The 15250-nt window shown below is 49.2% G+C and carries 18 protein-coding genes and 1 pseudogene; 10 read left to right on the forward strand and 9 right to left on the reverse strand.

The features are described 5' to 3' along the window. The first annotated feature begins 57 nt into the window (after positions 1-57). Together DS739_RS04240 and DS739_RS04245 are read left to right on the forward strand one after the other, a co-directional pair. Positions 58-579, forward strand: a complete 522-nt coding sequence (locus DS739_RS04240; protein ID WP_035353988.1) for a DUF4232 domain-containing protein — start codon at positions 58-60, stop codon at positions 577-579. Positions 580-721: 142 nt separating this feature from the next. After that, positions 722-1357, forward strand: coding sequence for a LysE family translocator (locus tag DS739_RS04245; RefSeq protein WP_006116176.1), 636 nt, complete (start codon positions 722-724; stop codon positions 1355-1357). Between the two features lie 10 nt (positions 1358-1367). On the opposite strand, the gene DS739_RS04250 is transcribed toward DS739_RS04245, so the two are convergent. The 3 genes from DS739_RS04250 to DS739_RS04260 all read right to left on the reverse strand — a co-directional run bounded on the left by DS739_RS04250 (position 1368) and on the right by DS739_RS04260 (position 3641). Beyond that, positions 1368-1721 carry a hypothetical protein gene (locus DS739_RS04250; RefSeq protein WP_035353987.1) on the reverse strand — a complete coding sequence of 118 codons (354 nt, stop codon included), beginning with the start codon at positions 1719-1721 and terminating at the stop codon, positions 1368-1370. Between the two features lie 229 nt (positions 1722-1950). Beyond that, positions 1951-2601, reverse strand: a complete 651-nt coding sequence (locus tag DS739_RS04255) for an oxygen-insensitive NAD(P)H-dependent nitroreductase NfsB (protein ID WP_035353985.1) — start codon at positions 2599-2601, stop codon at positions 1951-1953. A 143-nt stretch (positions 2602-2744) separates the two neighbouring features. Then, positions 2745-3641 carry a delta(1)-pyrroline-2-carboxylate reductase family protein gene (locus DS739_RS04260; RefSeq protein ID WP_035353983.1) on the reverse strand — a complete coding sequence of 299 codons (897 nt, stop codon included), beginning with the start codon at positions 3639-3641 and terminating at the stop codon, positions 2745-2747. Positions 3642-4126: 485 nt separating this feature from the next. Here DS739_RS04260 and DS739_RS04265 point away from each other — a divergent pair, with 485 nt between their 5' ends. Next, a complete protein-coding gene (locus tag DS739_RS04265) occupies positions 4127-4666 on the forward strand; it encodes a hypothetical protein (RefSeq protein WP_006116171.1) in 540 nt (179 codons plus the stop codon). A gap of 156 nt (positions 4667-4822) precedes the next feature. Here the strand turns inward: DS739_RS04265 and DS739_RS04270 are convergent, their stop codons facing one another. Genes DS739_RS04270 through DS739_RS14130 form a run of 3 tightly spaced genes read right to left on the reverse strand, consistent with a single transcriptional unit; the run spans position 4823 to position 5696 of the window. Beyond that, positions 4823-5257, reverse strand: coding sequence for a hypothetical protein (locus tag DS739_RS04270; RefSeq protein ID WP_035353980.1), 435 nt, complete (start codon positions 5255-5257; stop codon positions 4823-4825). Then, the gene (locus tag DS739_RS14615) at positions 5257-5550 is read right to left on the reverse strand and encodes a glycoside hydrolase family protein (RefSeq protein ID WP_114012460.1); all 294 of its coding nucleotides are present in this window, start codon (positions 5548-5550) and stop codon (positions 5257-5259) included. The genes DS739_RS04270 and DS739_RS14615 overlap by 1 nt, the downstream gene beginning before the upstream one ends. Continuing rightward, positions 5547-5696 carry a hypothetical protein gene (locus tag DS739_RS14130; RefSeq protein WP_156100444.1) on the reverse strand — a complete coding sequence of 50 codons (150 nt, stop codon included), beginning with the start codon at positions 5694-5696 and terminating at the stop codon, positions 5547-5549. The genes DS739_RS14615 and DS739_RS14130 overlap by 4 nt, the downstream gene beginning before the upstream one ends. Before the next feature lie 1128 nt (positions 5697-6824). Here DS739_RS14130 and DS739_RS04285 point away from each other — a divergent pair. Beyond that, on the forward strand, positions 6825-7655 hold the full coding sequence (locus DS739_RS04285) for a sulfotransferase (RefSeq protein WP_006116170.1): 831 nt from the start codon (positions 6825-6827) through the stop codon (positions 7653-7655). Here DS739_RS04285 and DS739_RS04290 read toward each other — a convergent pair. After that, positions 7645-8607, reverse strand: a complete 963-nt coding sequence (locus DS739_RS04290) for a helix-turn-helix transcriptional regulator (RefSeq protein ID WP_006116169.1) — start codon at positions 8605-8607, stop codon at positions 7645-7647. The two genes, DS739_RS04285 and DS739_RS04290, sit on opposite strands and share 11 nt — an antisense overlap. A gap of 675 nt (positions 8608-9282) precedes the next feature. Here DS739_RS04290 and DS739_RS04300 point away from each other — a divergent pair. Both DS739_RS04300 and DS739_RS04305 read left to right on the forward strand, forming a co-directional pair. Beyond that, entirely contained in the window at positions 9283-9504 is a 222-nt protein-coding gene (locus DS739_RS04300) for a hypothetical protein (protein ID WP_052055173.1), read from the forward strand. Next, positions 9473-9856: a hypothetical protein gene (locus DS739_RS04305; protein WP_006116168.1), complete on the forward strand. Its 384-nt coding sequence runs from the start codon at positions 9473-9475 to the stop codon at positions 9854-9856. Before DS739_RS04300 ends, DS739_RS04305 begins: the two co-directional genes overlap by 32 nt. 398 nt (positions 9857-10254) lie before the next feature. Here the strand turns inward: DS739_RS04305 and DS739_RS04310 are convergent, their stop codons facing one another. Together DS739_RS04310 and DS739_RS14620 are read right to left on the reverse strand one after the other, a co-directional pair. Next, positions 10255-10638, reverse strand: coding sequence for a hypothetical protein (locus tag DS739_RS04310; RefSeq protein WP_006116167.1), 384 nt, complete (start codon positions 10636-10638; stop codon positions 10255-10257). 318 nt (positions 10639-10956) lie between these two features. Then, positions 10957-11088 carry a hypothetical protein gene (locus tag DS739_RS14620; RefSeq protein ID WP_369870686.1) on the reverse strand — a complete coding sequence of 44 codons (132 nt, stop codon included), beginning with the start codon at positions 11086-11088 and terminating at the stop codon, positions 10957-10959. A gap of 127 nt (positions 11089-11215) precedes the next feature. On the opposite strand from DS739_RS14620, the pseudogene DS739_RS14625 reads away from it, so the two are divergent. From DS739_RS14625 to cas7c, 4 genes and pseudogenes are all read left to right on the forward strand, one after another. After that, positions 11216-11311: pseudogene (locus DS739_RS14625) on the forward strand (IS5/IS1182 family transposase); the annotation flags it as partial. A 492-nt stretch (positions 11312-11803) separates the two neighbouring features. Next, positions 11804-12484, forward strand: a complete 681-nt coding sequence (gene cas5c, locus DS739_RS04320; RefSeq protein WP_006116166.1) for a type I-C CRISPR-associated protein Cas5c — start codon at positions 11804-11806, stop codon at positions 12482-12484. Continuing rightward, the gene (cas8c, locus tag DS739_RS04325; RefSeq protein WP_006116165.1) at positions 12481-14301 is read left to right on the forward strand and encodes a type I-C CRISPR-associated protein Cas8c/Csd1; all 1821 of its coding nucleotides are present in this window, start codon (positions 12481-12483) and stop codon (positions 14299-14301) included. The genes cas5c and cas8c overlap by 4 nt, the downstream gene beginning before the upstream one ends. Further along, positions 14298-15245, forward strand: coding sequence for a type I-C CRISPR-associated protein Cas7/Csd2 (cas7c, locus tag DS739_RS04330; RefSeq protein WP_006116164.1), 948 nt, complete (start codon positions 14298-14300; stop codon positions 15243-15245). The genes cas8c and cas7c overlap by 4 nt, the downstream gene beginning before the upstream one ends. Positions 15246-15250: the final 5 nt, after the last annotated feature.

Consider the following 15250-nt stretch of genomic DNA (forward strand, 5'->3'; position numbering starts at 1 on the left):
TAGTGCTTCATGCCTTAAGTTTTTAAGGTTTCCTTAAAAGCAGGAAAACTGTGGCGCATGGCAAAATCAGCCCGGATATCTGTCTCTTTGCTTATGGTGTGTTTGTTTGCTGGCACTGTGTCTTCAGCGCAGGCGCATCAGGTTGTAAGATTTTGCAAACCGGATGATTTATCGGTGCAGTTTGATAACGGGCAAGGTGAGTTTGATGGCATGTCTCACAGTGGGGCATGGGTTGTTCTTTTTAACCGCAGTGCTACGCGCTGTGCTGTGCCTGCGTTGCCGGTTATACAGCTTGAAAATGCTCAGGATCATGTTCTTGCGATAGGTAAAGCAGCGCAACTTGCCCCTAACCAACAGCCGAGCCAGAAAATACTTAAATCCCACATGCGGTGGCGGGCCAGCATGTATTGGGTTTCTGGCAACGTGTATGATGAGGGCCAATGTGTTTCACCCACTCGTGCTGTGTTGAAACTTCCTCTGGGTGATGTGGCCGTTAATTTTTCAGCACGCACATTATGTGGGCCATCCCAAATGCCACTTACGTTTGAGCAAGGGCAATTGCAGCAGGCAGCGCGTTAATAAGGCAAAGCGTGTTCAAAACCTAATGTTGTGAGTATTGCAGCGGCATCAGGGGTGCACTGTTTTTTATTGCAGGCTGTTCACCTTTTCCGATTTCTCCTTTAGGACGCCTCCAAACCTTTAACCGGAGAGCCGGATAGTTATGCCGCATGTTTTCCTTCCTGTACTGGCGTTTGCTGCTGCGTGGGGTGTTCTTGTTTTAACACCGGGCACGGAAACGGCCCTTATTATCCGGCTAAGCATCAGTGTAGGGCGTACAACCGCTATTGGTGCGGTGCTTGGCATTGCTGCTGGCCTTACCTTGTGGGGGATTGGCACAGCAGTTGGGTTAAGTGCGCTTATTGCGGCATCTCATACATTGTATCTTGTGCTGGAATGGGCCTGCGCAGGATATCTGCTCTCTTTAGCTTTTCGGTTGTTGGTTAATGTCCTGCGTTCCACGCCAGAGACAGAAACGGATTCCGAAAATAAGGCCCCCAAGGCATTTTGGTCTGGCTTCCGGCGTGGGGTGTTTACCACAATTTTAAACCCCCTTGTTGGGGTGTTTGATCTTACAGCCTTTCCACAGTTTATTCCTGCAGATGTTAACGCCGTAACATACGCACTTTTACTGACTGTGGTGCAGGCTGTGTTAACACTGACATGGTATTTTACATTGGCCTTTACAGCACTGTTCTTTAGCCGCTTTCTTACTAACCCGTTTGTTATTCGTGTTCTGGATGGGTTAACGGCCTTGGTTTTTATTATTTTTGCCGTAAGGCTTGTTATAAGCGGCTAATGGAGAACGGTTAAGAAAACTTTCGGAATCTCTTCATGTTTTTCTGAAAACGGGATTCCTTGGTTTTCTGCTGCATGGCAATTAAATGCCGGAAAGCAACAGACATAAGCGCACAGCCAATAACAAACCCTACAAGGGTGAACATTACCAAGGCAGATGTGCTGTAAACAGCCCATGATCGGGTATCGGGCAGGGCGTCCCATATGGGTTTCAGCCAGCTTATACTGTGCGGATCATGCACCGGTATGTTCGCACGCAGCATGGCATCCTTAATAATTACCATTAAGGTTAGGGGTAATGAAAGCGCCATTAAAAAAGCACCAGATACCCATAGTAGAATGTATCTTCGTTCCTCTGTGCACATTTCATTTTTTCCCTTACATGTTCTTGAGATCATGCAATTGTGCATAAGTAACGCCACAGCTCTGCTTGAAGTTGCGTGCTACGGAAAGGCAGGGAGATACTTTGGCTTTCCGTAGCAAAGTATTTTTTGAGTATCTATTGAAAGTAGTTGAAAGTTTTTGTTGAAACGGCAAGCTAAAATAAATTACGGCGGATAGGCCTGCGTATAGCAGGCCCTCCACCATAAAATTTTAGAGGCGTGTGAACAGGCTTTTTTCCGATAGGCGAGATTTGGGCAGCTTGGCGTTAAAATCTGCATCGGAATGATAACCGAGAGAAACCAGAACAGCGGGGGTAAGCCCTTTTTCTTTCAGCCCCAGTTCTTTATCCAAAACGGCGGCATCAAACCCTTCCATAGGTGTTGCATCTACCCCCAGAAACCCGGCTGAAAGAAGCAGAAAGCCGAGTGCAATGTATGTCTGCTTTTGTGTCCATGCCGTTAGATCGCCTTCCTGTTCATGCAGTCCGACAAAGGTGTTTCGCCCTTTGGTAATGGACTCTTTAGTGGCGTCATCTGCATAGCGTCCGTCTATCTGCTCCTGATCGGTAATGGTCTGGAGGTATTCGGCGGGCAGGCTGGTGCGAGCGCAGAGCGCGATAACGTGGGATGCATCTGTAACGCGTGAGAGATTAAAAGCGAACGGGCCGCTGGTGGCTTTGGCAATACGGGCTTTGCCTTCATCATTATCAGCAACAAAAAAATGCCACGGCTGAGAGTTTACGGAAGAAGGGCTATAGCGCAGCGCTTCCAGTAACTGAGCAAAGATATCTGCCGGAATTTTGCGGGTTTTATCGTAAGCTTTGGTGGTATGCCGATGGGTAAGGGTTTTAAGAAGCGTCACGGCTGCTCTCCTAAGCTTTATCAAGGGGGTAACGGTAAGCGTAACTTCGTAACCCCAAAAGGTCACGGGGCTTTACGTTAATAAATGCTATGCTGTGGAATATGCAGCCAAAATAGAGTGGAAGCTTGGCTGCAAAAAGCGGCTTACAGCATGGTGTGCGCTACGCGGCAAGCTGCCAGATCCCATACTGCGCATCCAACGGATTTAAAGAACACGGGCTGCGTTGGGTCTGGGGGCGTATCCAGTGCTTGTGCCAGTGCGTGCACATTGTTCCAGTTTACGCCTGCTTGCAGAATGTCTCCGGCTTCTGTTGGCGCGCCAACGGGGTCATCCACATAAAGCTGGCTGGCACGTACAGTCTGTGGCGCAATTTCTGCCATATCGGGGCGGTAGGCGCCTACGCCAATAACAAGGCAGTGCGGATCAGCTTTTCCATCATAAATGGGGGTTGTGCTGGCTGTGGTGGTTATCACAACGTCAAACGGAGTTTCTCTGGGGGCTTCTGGGTGTAGTGTCAGTAAGTGCGTTGCGTGCTGCCTGCAAAAATGCTCTGCCCGTTCTGGGGTGCGGCCACGGATAATAACCTCGATGCCCGGATACAGGGCGCAGAGCGCCTCTACATGCGCAAAGGCTTGGGTGCCTGTGCCAATAAGCAACACCCGATTGACTGCGCCAGTAGCAAATGTGCGTATACCCAGCATGCTTATGGCTGATGTCCGGCGCATTGTTACGGTGGGGCCATCCAGATTGAAAAGGAAGCGCCCATTATGTGCATCTGCGCATGTAATGATGCCCTGTATGGTGGGAAGGTGGAGCGCAGGATTGTTGCCAAAAATTGTGAGTATTTTGGTGGCAATCAAATCTTCCGCCACGGTTGGCATACACATGAGCGTGCCATTGCCATCTTGGGTAGGAACAACGGTGCGCGGAGGGCAGGTAATGGCACCGTTTGCGTAATCGCGCACGGTGCGGGCCAGCATGTTCACCAATGCAGGGAATGGTAAAAGTGCCTGTGTTTCTGGCGCACCATAATATTGCATGTGGGGTGTGTTCCATATTTTCAGTTCAGGACGATGGCGCGGATTGCACTGCGCAACACAATGCACGTCAAGGTACAAGAACCTGAAAAATATGGCGCGCTACAGTGTTGAGGTGGTGCCAGTGCGTAATCATTCGATGAATTGGAAAGATTCTGAATAATTCTGGCGGAGGTATATCAGCTATGTGGAATGTGATCGAAACTGCTGTGGTCTAGGAACGCTATCTCTGTGGGATAGGACTGGGAAGCGTTGTGATGATATTCATTATGGAAATGACCGTAATAGGGTTTGTAGCATCTCTGCTGATAGCAAAAACAACTGATGCCTTAGCCAATGTTGTCAATATCTGGCCTGAAGATTGGGGATGATCTTCTTTATCAAGAGGATAGAGCGTTAACGCGATGTTTCCGCTTATGTGCGGTCGCCTTGTAAAAGCAACTTGTGGGCCGATAAGGTGTTTATACGTTAACAGGTAGGGGAGAAGCATGGTGCAGCGCGTAATTGCCGGACTGGTGCTTGTTGGTCTTCTGCCTATAAGTGCAAATACTGTGTGCGCTCAGAATACGGGCCAGAATCAGCCAGAAAAACCGCCCACCACCTATTACTGGCATAACTGGGCGGATCATAACGGCGTAAGCCATATGACAAAGTGCCCACTCCATCATTATACTCTCAAGACAATGAACAAGCCTGCGGCACCTCAATGGTCAGATGAGCTTTTCAAAGGAGAAGCCCGGATTATTTCAACAGTGCAGCCCGACCATTGGAACGGTGTTTGGCATACTGATCCCAAGGTGCAGTGGATTATTCCACTGCAAGGCACGTGGTTTGTTCAGGCAATGGATGGCACACGTGTTGAAATGGGGCCGGGGGATATATCTTTAGGTGAAGATCAAAGGACACTCCCTGATGCGCAGGGGCATAAAGGACACTTGGGCGGGAATGTGACATCCGGCCCGGTAACGCTGATGGTGATTCAGTTGGCCGAAGCGCCTACAGTGGATGAAGCATGCCGCTTCAAATAAAACATCAGGCTTGAAGCACTTAAAATAAGGCGCAAGTGAACGCAACGCGCACATCACTAGGGTGTGTCGTCAGTTAGTTCCTCATGATGGTTGAAACGAGTTGGACGGCTGTAAGGAGGGTTGATTCCGGCTTGTTGTAAAGTGGAAAAAAGATCGTCACCTGCGATGACGCTGCTTCGGTTGGCACGATGGGAGGTAGACACCCGCCGTATCTTCAAAACGATCCGGATGCGCCGTAAGAGGCATGGACACAACATCATCTCTCCGATGGTCAGTATAGACGAACGTCAAATAGTAAAACCGGTCATCGTTCGAAGGATCGCCATCAAACATTTTGTTCCATTCCAGCAGGTCGCGCCGCAGCGGCGATCCGTCGCCGCTGCTTCGGGTCCAGACCGCTGACACACAGGTTGAAACACGCTCGACGCGCACGATCAACCGCCCATTGAGAAACGCTTTTCCATCGAGCTCCTCATTGAGCACCGTGCTGAGATTGTAGGTCAGCTCCTCTAGGGACTCCGGCCTAGCGCCCGCGTAGGCGGTACCGCCGATACAGAGGGCGCAAATCAGACTTAGGATAGCGCGGATCATTAATATCGTCCTTCCAGTAGAAGCATGGCCTCGTCGTGCCGTCTTTTGACCAGACCATTCATGATTTTGCCTTTCGAGCGCACCTGCTTCTCGATTATCTGTACGGCCTTGCGTTTGTCGCCGCTGTTGATAGCAGCACGGACACCCGGCCAACCTCGTCCTGGATTGTAGACGAACGAGACGAGGTCATTGAACTCGTTTTGTGTCAGGTAGACATGGATGCCCCGACGAACGATCGCCTCATAGCTCGGGAGATTGACCTGTAGAAGGCGTCTCTGCTGATCGTCCGTCAGATTGACGAGATTTTTATTATCCCGTGCGAACTTTCTGGCCGCTTCGCCACGCGGCCAGCACCCGCTGCCACGCGAGACACCAGACTAGAGTTGATGCCGATATCCCGCAATTTCTGCTCGACCTCCGCCCGGGAACGGTCGCGCATGTCATAGCCAGGTCCAAGCGTTACTCCAGACGCCCCGCCCGGCCAGTGCAGATGGTTGCTGACACCCCTTTGCTCTTCATGGCGTTCAATAAAAACCGCGTCCTTGAAGCGATGTCTTAGTCGCGCTGGGAGCACGTGACGATTCTGACGGTGACCGGGTGTAGGACGGATTACAGGTACAGTTTGAGCCAGACATGTTTCCTCATTTCTTGTGGCTTGATGCCACAGGTAAGCTAAAAAGTTAATCAGCATGTAGCCAGACCTTTGGCCCGGTTAGGGGGTTTCTGGTTTGGCAGATAGCGTCTGACGATGCTGATGCGTTGGTATTCGATATGATGTGTTCTGCAATGCAGACACAAAAAGCCCGCCGGGTCAGGGGGCTTTGCGTGGCGTGATTGATCCTTGCCATAGCAATTTTGGAGAGGATCATGATTTTGTTGGAAAGTCCGGATCAGTGAGCAGCACTGCCGGAACTGTATTTAATATGTAGCAAAAACCGCGCGCGGATACCAAGTGGGAAATAGACTGGCTGAACGCCACCAATGTCTCGTTTTGAGAAATTTTTAATCACTTGCACATTTCCAACATGAGGGCGGAGCAAAGCGCTTTTATCTGTTCACGCGGCTCTTGGTTGCGATAAGTGGAGCGATCAGATATTTTTCTGCCTTAATCTGTGGGGACAAAGCACAATGACTTCTCCCTTTTTTCCGGTCTGATTACTATTCAGGAACAGGTGGATGGGGAAATTTCGACGCTCTCGTTTTTTCGGATCACTGGTTGAACCGCGCAAAGACCGGGAAGGCTGGCTTCCCCAGCGTAAATTCGATCGACTGTGCCGCAGGGAATATGCCGCGTGGCGCATGTGGCGCCGCTTAAGAGGCATTGCATTGATAATCCTCTGCTTTCTGGGCTTCTGGGCCATGACTGCTGTATCATCGTTTCTAAATGGTCATCGTCAGCCATTGCCAGCACATGTTTCGCATCATCACAAGCAGCATATGGCGAAGACACACGGCATCCACGAAAGCCGCACGTAGCGCATGCTGATGTAAGATTTCTGCTTTTCCGGGGTACTCAAATCCTCTTTTCGGGGAGACCTGCACAAATATATTCATTCATTTAAGCAGTATGTCTGATTCATCATCTTCTGTTCATGTCATTTCAGGTCTTCCTAGATCTGGATCTACTCTTTTAGCAGCACTGCTGCGGCAAAATCCTCACATCATTGCTGCACGTCACAACACGCCCGTAATGCCAATGCTCATTCGGATAATGTCTCTTATGAGTGAGGGAGAATACCGGACAGAATTCAAGAACGGACAATGGCAGCAATTGATGCGGGGTATTGTTCGTTCTTATTTAAACCCCGGTGCCCAGAATCATGTCATGCTAGACATCAATCGGGAATGGTGCGCGCACGCTGGATTGCTAAATAGTCTTTATCCGCAGGCAAAGATTATCTGTTGTGTGCGTGATCCTGTCTGGATACTTAACTCGTTTGAACATCTTATCACACGGGACCCTTTGTTGGGATCACAGTTGGTGCCGATTGCACATCGAGGAAATCAGCATGACCGTATTGATTACCTCGTATCGCGTGATGGGGCCTTCGGTTATGCGTGGCGGTTACTAACAGAAGTATTTTTTGGCCCATTTTCGGATAAAGTTATTTTTGTAGACTATGACAGGTTCGTTAGGGAACCTGGATTTGTCATGGAGCGCCTCACTCAACTCTTGGGTATTCGTCCTTTTGCATATAATTTCGAGCATATAGAAACACCGGATGCTGCTGCATTTGATGCCGCACTTGGCACTCCAGGCTTGCATTGTCTGCACCAAAGTGTGGTGGCCAGTCGAAAACGATTGATTTTGCCGCCTCATATCGTGGAGCGCATGGCACATCAGATGTTCTGGCGAAAACCAGATTTAAATTCAGGAGGCGCCGTAGTTATCGCCTGAGACGAGGTATCCGCCGGAGTTCGGAAGGATTGATGCCAAATTGCTTACGAAACGCTGCTGAAAAATGCCCAGGATTTGCATAACCTAGCCGTGTTGCAATGGTTAGTATGGATTCATCATCTTTAACAAGCTGGCGGTAAGCTTCGTGCATGCGTTCTTTTTGAAAAAGTGCGTAGATGGTACTGCCAAACAGCATACGAAAATGTCGTTGCAAGCGTGAGACGCTCATTCCCGCATGACGGGCAAGCTGATCCACGCGGGGTGGCGATGCAAGATCTGCCAGCAACATATCGCGGGTATCGTTCAATCTGCGTATTTCGCGCTCGGATAACGAGATATTGGGAGGTGTAATATGGCAGATCTGTTCAATGAGCGACCCCATAAAAGACAGGCTTTGTCCGAGCATTTGCAACTGGCTGCCTGGCTGTTTAGGGCTTGTGCCTACGCTTCGTAATGCATTTGCAAAAGAAAGAAGCTGCCGTCCGCCACGAACCTGATTAAAATAATGGCCAGAACGCAGTTTTTGATCAAGACATGTTGCATCTTCAGCTGACAGGCTGGCCAGAGTTGTGGGGCTGAGTGTGATTGTTACGCCAGTTCCGGCCCCGGCTGTTTTTGTAAAATCAATGCGACATCCAGGACGATATGCAACATAGGCATCATCGGGCCTGCTTAGGGTATCGTAAGTTGTCAACCCATCCCAACACCGTGTTGCCATATGAGAATTTCCGCCTGTGTAGGCTCCAAAATAGATCAGGTCATCATCATGGTAGGCGGAATAGCTGAAGTCATGTTTGGTTTGTGCGTCCCAATACAGGATTTGTAGGCCGGTCTGAAGAGCAATCAAGCGCGTATAAGCGTTGAGTCTTATCATGGAAGATTGCGTTATGTCTGTTTGACTGCTTTCTGGTGCATCTAGTGGGGGAGTGCTCTCTATGCTTTTTTTTGTCATCGTTATGAGCTTCTCTTGGTTTAAAAACGATAGAAATTGAAATTATATCTTGAAGAATGATAAATTATATTTCTTGAAATGTTATTCTGTCTATTAAGCAGTCCAGTAATGCTGCAAGATACCCCCAGCTCCAGATCACCAGCCGCATTCATGAAAAACGCGTGATTGCGAATACGATTGTCTCCAGTTTAATGCCTGCGCATTAAATACCATAGGTTTGAAAATTTCCTCAACCACGTTAATCCAGAGATACATGATTTTGGAAAACTTGATGAGGTCAACATCATCGATCGCATACGTGCCGTATGCCGGTATCAAGCAAACCCACCACTATGGCTCCAAGGGTTTTTGAAGGTAGCTTCTGGAAAAGCACAGGCAATCTGGTAGGCAATAGGGGTTTTGGGGCCAACATTGCAGACTTGGAGGCTATAGGCTTGGGAGAGGTTTTTAAAAGGAGACGCATAAAGAGGAATGGCGGCTCTTTTATTACTGTGTTCCCCGCAATTATTTTTACGCTTTTGTCTATGCGCCAAGTCCCTAAGCTATGGCTAGAGGCCGTATGGCTTTTCTAGCTGTGTCGGCTTACGCCTGCATGTCGAACATCTGTGTGTGGTTAAACGCCCTATCGTTTCATTCTTCACATCGAAGGAAGACGCCGAACGTGCTATTCACAAAATGCTCAAGGATAACGGCCCCAAGATTGATTGCTGGCGTAAGAACGCCGCAGATGGAAAAGTAACCCAGTTTGACGGATATACCTCAGCAAGGGGATCTGTCATCATCGAGAGGGCCAATCGGCAGCGCAAGACTGCGCGGCACATTCAAGTTACAATTGTCAAAAAAGTACACAATGGAATGAGTTACTATGTCCAAACTGTTAAACTATACCACTCGTGATATTCTCAACATGTTTCCGCGTCTCACTAATCTGGGCGCCAGCTCGTTTGGTGAGGATCCTGAGCTCTTTGGCGATACGCTGTTCGAAGTCATTGAAGATGCGCCGCGGGGTCATTTCCTGCCGTTCAAGCAGCAGGCAGTCAACGAATTAAGGACGTTACTGGCGTATAGCGATGTAGACCTCGATCGTGTCAGTTGGGCTGTGCTCAGCATAAACCCCACGGCGGATGTTGAAGAACCACCCAACTGGGGCAATTTTCCAAGCCTGCGGGCGTTCTGGTCAGCCGTTCTGCACGCTTTTGAAAATGATCCCGAAGTGCGGGCGGGAAAAGAGATTGACCCCGACATGTAAGATGGCACCCTAAGAGCCCAAGGCTACCTGCGTTTTGGGACGGGTGCATTTTCATGAATGCCAAGATGGCGCAGGCCGGATATTGACAAATTAACATATGAGGTGATTCCCAATTTTGGGGAATTTGGCCTTAAATGGCAGTTTTACGGTGCTTTTTGTTGATTCCCAAAGAGGCATGATTCTGGCGGGAGATGCTCTTACACTCGGGTTAGGTGCCTACCTACATGTCCGTAATACGCCGCAGCAGTTAAGCGGTATATCCGCCTATGTGGAACTGAGCGGGGGCTTATCTTCGATAGTTCAAATGTCAGCTTTGAGGGAAGCGGATAGTCTGCTTTTGGAACGCCAACACATGGAAACAGACATTTCTGTATTCCATGTTGGTGAATGCCCGGCTCCTACACGTTGCGGTCAATCTCTTTTCCTGCCCGCACTTCGGGGTCATTTTCAAAAGCGTGTAGAACGGCTGACCAGAATGCCCGCAGGCTTGGAAAACTGCCCCAGTTGGGTGGTTCTTCAATATCCGCCATGGGGTTCATACCAAGAACAGCCCAACTGACGCGATCGAGATCTACATCGCTATAAGCCAGTAACGTCCTTAATTCGTTGACTGCCTGCTGCTTGAACGACAGGAAATGACCCTGCGGCGCATCTTCAATGACCTCGAACAGCGTATCGCCAAAGAACTCAGGATCCTCGCCAAACGAGCTGGCACCCAGATTAGTGAGACGCGGAAACATGTTGAGAATATCACGAGTGGTATAGTTTAACAGTTTGGACATAGTAACTCATTCCATTGTGTTCTTTATTTGATAAGTGTAACTTGAATGTGCCGCGCAGTCTTGCGCTGCCGATTGGCACTCTCGATGACGACAGTTCCCCTTTCTGAGGTATATCTTCAATACCTGTCTTGGTTCCCGTTTGGGTCTTCTTAAGCCAATTATCAATATTACGGCAGGCCAGTCTATGGCTGACCTGATGTAGACTGAGGTGTATTGGGTGCATGCCGCCAATATCTGTTAAAGATATGGTAAGTTTATCTTTAGTTGATTGCTCTGGCGGCCATTTGCTTACAGTGATTGTTCTTTAAGAATCACAAATTATGAATATTTAAAATGGCGGAATATTTTATCTGCCGTGTCAACAAGTTGTGCATGGTGAATTAAATAAACACCCGTAGTAGCAGCAGCTTCTCTGGCTGGAGCGGAGAAGGTTGAGTTTGTGACAACAATAGCTGCTTAAGCACCACTTTGTTTTGTAGCTTGGGCGTCCCAACCGGCATTTTTTAGGCATGAGCAAACCACCTCCTACTCGCTACCGAACGACGAACTGACGTTCCTATAACGCGGTGCTGAAGAAGCGTGGGATTTCGACCGTCAGATCGCCGAAGTTCACGTCCGTATCGCCATACTGCGTCGTTCTATCGCGCTCGGAATCTCGCTCACATGCGCCGTCAGGTGGATAATAGACGATCCAAGCGCTCAACACTCTCAATCAACGAATTGTGCAACAAAGCCACTTCGACGCTGAAGTGATTACTTGAGAACAGTCGGCGAACGTGTGGTAGCTCAAGGACTGGAGTGAGAAATTTCACGGCAATCTCGCCGCCCAATAGCCGGTCAAACTCCAGCCGTTCCAAGCGTAACGAATAGTAAGACATGCTCGGTGCATTGCGCGAAGCAGCATCGCCGGTGCGATCGAGGGGCGGCTCATTCCAGAATAGGGTGCTGCGAAGACCATTGACAGCGCGAGCAGCGCATTGTCCGCAATGGCGCAGATAGTTCGAAGTGGATGCCCCGCCCGCATCGGTGACGCCACCGATTTTTCAACAGCCTTCTAAAAGAACCATATTGGTTCAGATTTTTCTAAAAATAGAGATTTTACAATTCTTCAAAACTGGTAAACCCTCCTAAGGGACATATAGGGAACAGGTTATAGAGAGGTTCTATGGGGATCAGATTACATATCTGGGGAGAGCGTGCCTGTTTCACCAGGCCCGAACTCAAAGCTGAGCGTGTTTCTTATGACGTTATAACGCCGTCTGCGGCGCGGGGAATTTTGGAGGCTATTCATTGGAAGCCGGCTATTCGCTGGCATATTGATCGTATTCATGTGCTCAAGCCTATCCAGTTCGGATCATTTCGCCGGAATGAGGTAAGTGCCAAGGCAAACGCCAGAAATGCCGCGACCGCGATGAAAGCAGGCACGACGGCGGGACTGGGTCTTGTTGCGGAAGAAAATCGTCAACAGCGTGCAGCGATGATTTTGCTGGATGTGGCATATGTTGTCGAAGCGCATTTTACCATGACCGATCGTGCTGGCCCGGACGATAATCCCGCTAAACACATTAGTACCTTTAACCGACGGGCTGAGCGCGGCCAGTGTTTCCACCGGCCGTGCCTTGGGACGCGAGAGTTTCCCGCTGAATTTCAGCTTTTACCAGAGGAGGCAGCCCTCCCTCATTCTGATTTTCTGTTACAGACACAAGCTGCTGGTGATGTGGATCTTGGCTGGATGCTACATGACATTGACTTTACGAATGGGAAAATTTCAAAGTTTTTCAGGGCACGTATTCATAATGGCATCATAGATGTTCCACCGTTTGATAGTCCGGAACTGGCGGCATGACAGAGCAGATTCAGCAAGGGATTTTGCAGGCTCTGGTCAGGTTTTATGATCGTATGCAGAATGCTCCAGCATTGGGTTGGAGTCAGGTAAAGTTCGGATGGGCTATTGTTCTTAATGAAAGCGGCCATCCGGTAGATGTTATGGATTTGCGCGACCAGTCGGGGAAAAAACCTGCAAACCGGTTTTTTATGGTGCCCGCAGAAGTGAAACGAACGGCAGGCATTTCTCCGAATTTTCTCTGGGATAAAAGTTCTTACGTATTGGGCAAAACTGCGGGAGCAGGTAAGCGTACTGCGCAGGAGCACGCCGCATTCGTAAAAAAAAATCTTGAGCGTATCGCGGGAGTGGAAGATGCAGGACTTCTGGCGCTAAAGGCATTTTTAGAAAACTGGTCACCAGAACGCTTTGAGTCAGAGCCTTTTCAGACTGACATGCTGGACGCGAATATCATGTTTCGTCTGGATGGAGATGCCCGCTATATCCATGAGCGTCCCGCAGCCAGAAAACTCATAGAGGCACGCGCCCTTGAGGCCGATGGGCCTGAAGACAGGATCTTTTGCCTCGTAACAGGGGAGAATAGCAAGCCAGCCCGACTGCATCCTGCGATTAAAGGTGTTGAAGGCGCGCAGATTGCAGGAGCGTCTCTGGTTTCTTTTAACTGTGATGCGTTCACATCCTACGGTAAAGCGCAGGGTGAAAATGCCCCAACGTCCGAAGGTGCGGCATTCCGCTATGGTGCTGCGCTGAATAGTATGCTTCAGCGCGGTAGTTTGAATCGCGTTGCCCGACCGATAGGCGATACAACGGTCGTTTTCTGGGCAGAAGCGTCTGATAGACAGGCAGCAGAAGCGGCAGACGCGTTCGGTGCGATTGCTCTGAGTTCTGATAATAAAGATGATGCTGAAGTCGAAAAAGTTTCTGAAACTCTTAAAAGAGTTTCAAGGGGTGAAGCGCTTCATACCATAAGGCCTGATCTGGGGGAGGGGACGCGTTTTTATGTACTGGGTTTGGCGCCTAACGCTGCTAGACTTTCCGTGCGGTTTTGGTTGTGTGACACGCTGGATGCCTTTGCCCGCAATCTAGCCATGCATTATCAGGATATTGCAGTAGAACCAGCTCCGTGGCGTAACTTGCCTTCGCCTTTCTTGCTGGCTGTAAAAACAACAGCGATGCTGGAAAAGGCAGATAATATTCCAAAGCGTCTCGTTGCGGATATATTGAATGCAATTTTGACGGGGAGAGCCTACCCCCGTACATGGCTTTCCTCCGTTATCATGCGTTTGCGCGCAGGAGATGACCCAACTGGCTGGCATGCCGCCGCAGCACGAGCTGTGTTGCAGCGTATGAAACGGAAGATCAATCCGACTATTTCAGAAAAGGAGAGTGTGCCCGTGAGCCTTAACCGGGATTACCCGAATATCGGGTACCAGCTAGGCCGTCTTTTTGCGGTTTATGAGCTTGCTCAGCGTGCTGCGCTGGGTGGGGTGAATACCTCCATGCGTGATAAGTATTTTGGCGCAGCTTCGGCTACGCCTGCCAGCGTTTTTCCCGTGATTATTCGTAACGGGCAAAATCATCTTGGAGTTGTGCGTAAAAAACTTGCGGGCTGGTCAGTGATTATTGAAAAAGAACTGGAGGAGATTTTTAATAAAATTTCTCCTGAAGAGCCTTCTTCATTTCCTCGTTCTTTGCATCTGGAACAGCAGGGTGAATTTGCACTCGGATATTATCATCAGCGCTCCGCTAAGCTTGCTGGTCAGAAAAGTAACCAGTCGTTGCCTGAAATTGAGAATGATCAAGAGGACGAAGACGCATGAATAAACCTGTAGAAAACCGCTACGAATTTGTTCTCTATTTTGATGTGACAAATGGTAATCCGAATGGTGATCCGGATGCAGGAAATTTACCGCGGCTTGACCCGGAAACCAATAAAGGTCTTGTTTCGGATGTTGCGCTCAAGCGGAAAGTCCGGAACTACATTTCGGCGGTAAAAGAGGGTGATCCCGGTTTTGAAATTTACGTCAGCGAAGGAGCAACGCTGAACGTACAGAATAAAAAATCCTGGGCAGCGGTTATGCCAGACGTGACCAAAGATGAGGAAATGAAAAAGCTGCCCAAGGAGACCGAGAAGGCTCTGGCTCTTACAAAGTGGATGTGCGCAAATTTCTGGGATATCCGCACTTTTGGCGCGGTTATGACGACGGCTGTTAATGCCGGACAGGTGCGCGGGCCCGTGCAGTTTGCATTTGCCCGATCAGTTGAACCGATTGTTCCACTGGAAATTTCCATCACCCGGATGGCAGCGACAACAGAAGCCGATGCTGAGAAAAAGGGTGGTCGCACCATGGGGCGTAAACATATTGTGCCGTATGGTGCATATCGTGTTCATGGCTTTGTATCTGCTCCTCTTGCGTCCCATCCTGTCAAAGGAACAGGTTTTTCCGAAGAAGATTTGGAATTACTGTGGTCGGCTCTGCTAAATATGTTTGAACTTGACCATTCTGCAGCCCGAGGTGAAATGTCAGCACGTAAGCTGATTGTTTTTAAACACGCCAGCAAATTAGGGAATGCACGGGCACAGGATCTGTTTGATCGTGTCAAAACCTTTCGTACGTATCAGGGGTCCAGTTATCAAGTTGATCACGGTTCTGCTCAGAACCCAAAGATGGATAACTGGCCACCTGCTCGTTTCTGGAATGATTATGCGGTGGTGATTGATCGTGAAAACCTGCCCGACGGCGTTGAGATTATCGAGCGTTAAGCCGT

Origin of the sequence: Acetobacter sp. JWB (assembly GCF_003323795.1) — a bacterium.
GTDB lineage: Bacteria > Pseudomonadota > Alphaproteobacteria > Acetobacterales > Acetobacteraceae > Acetobacter > Acetobacter oryzifermentans.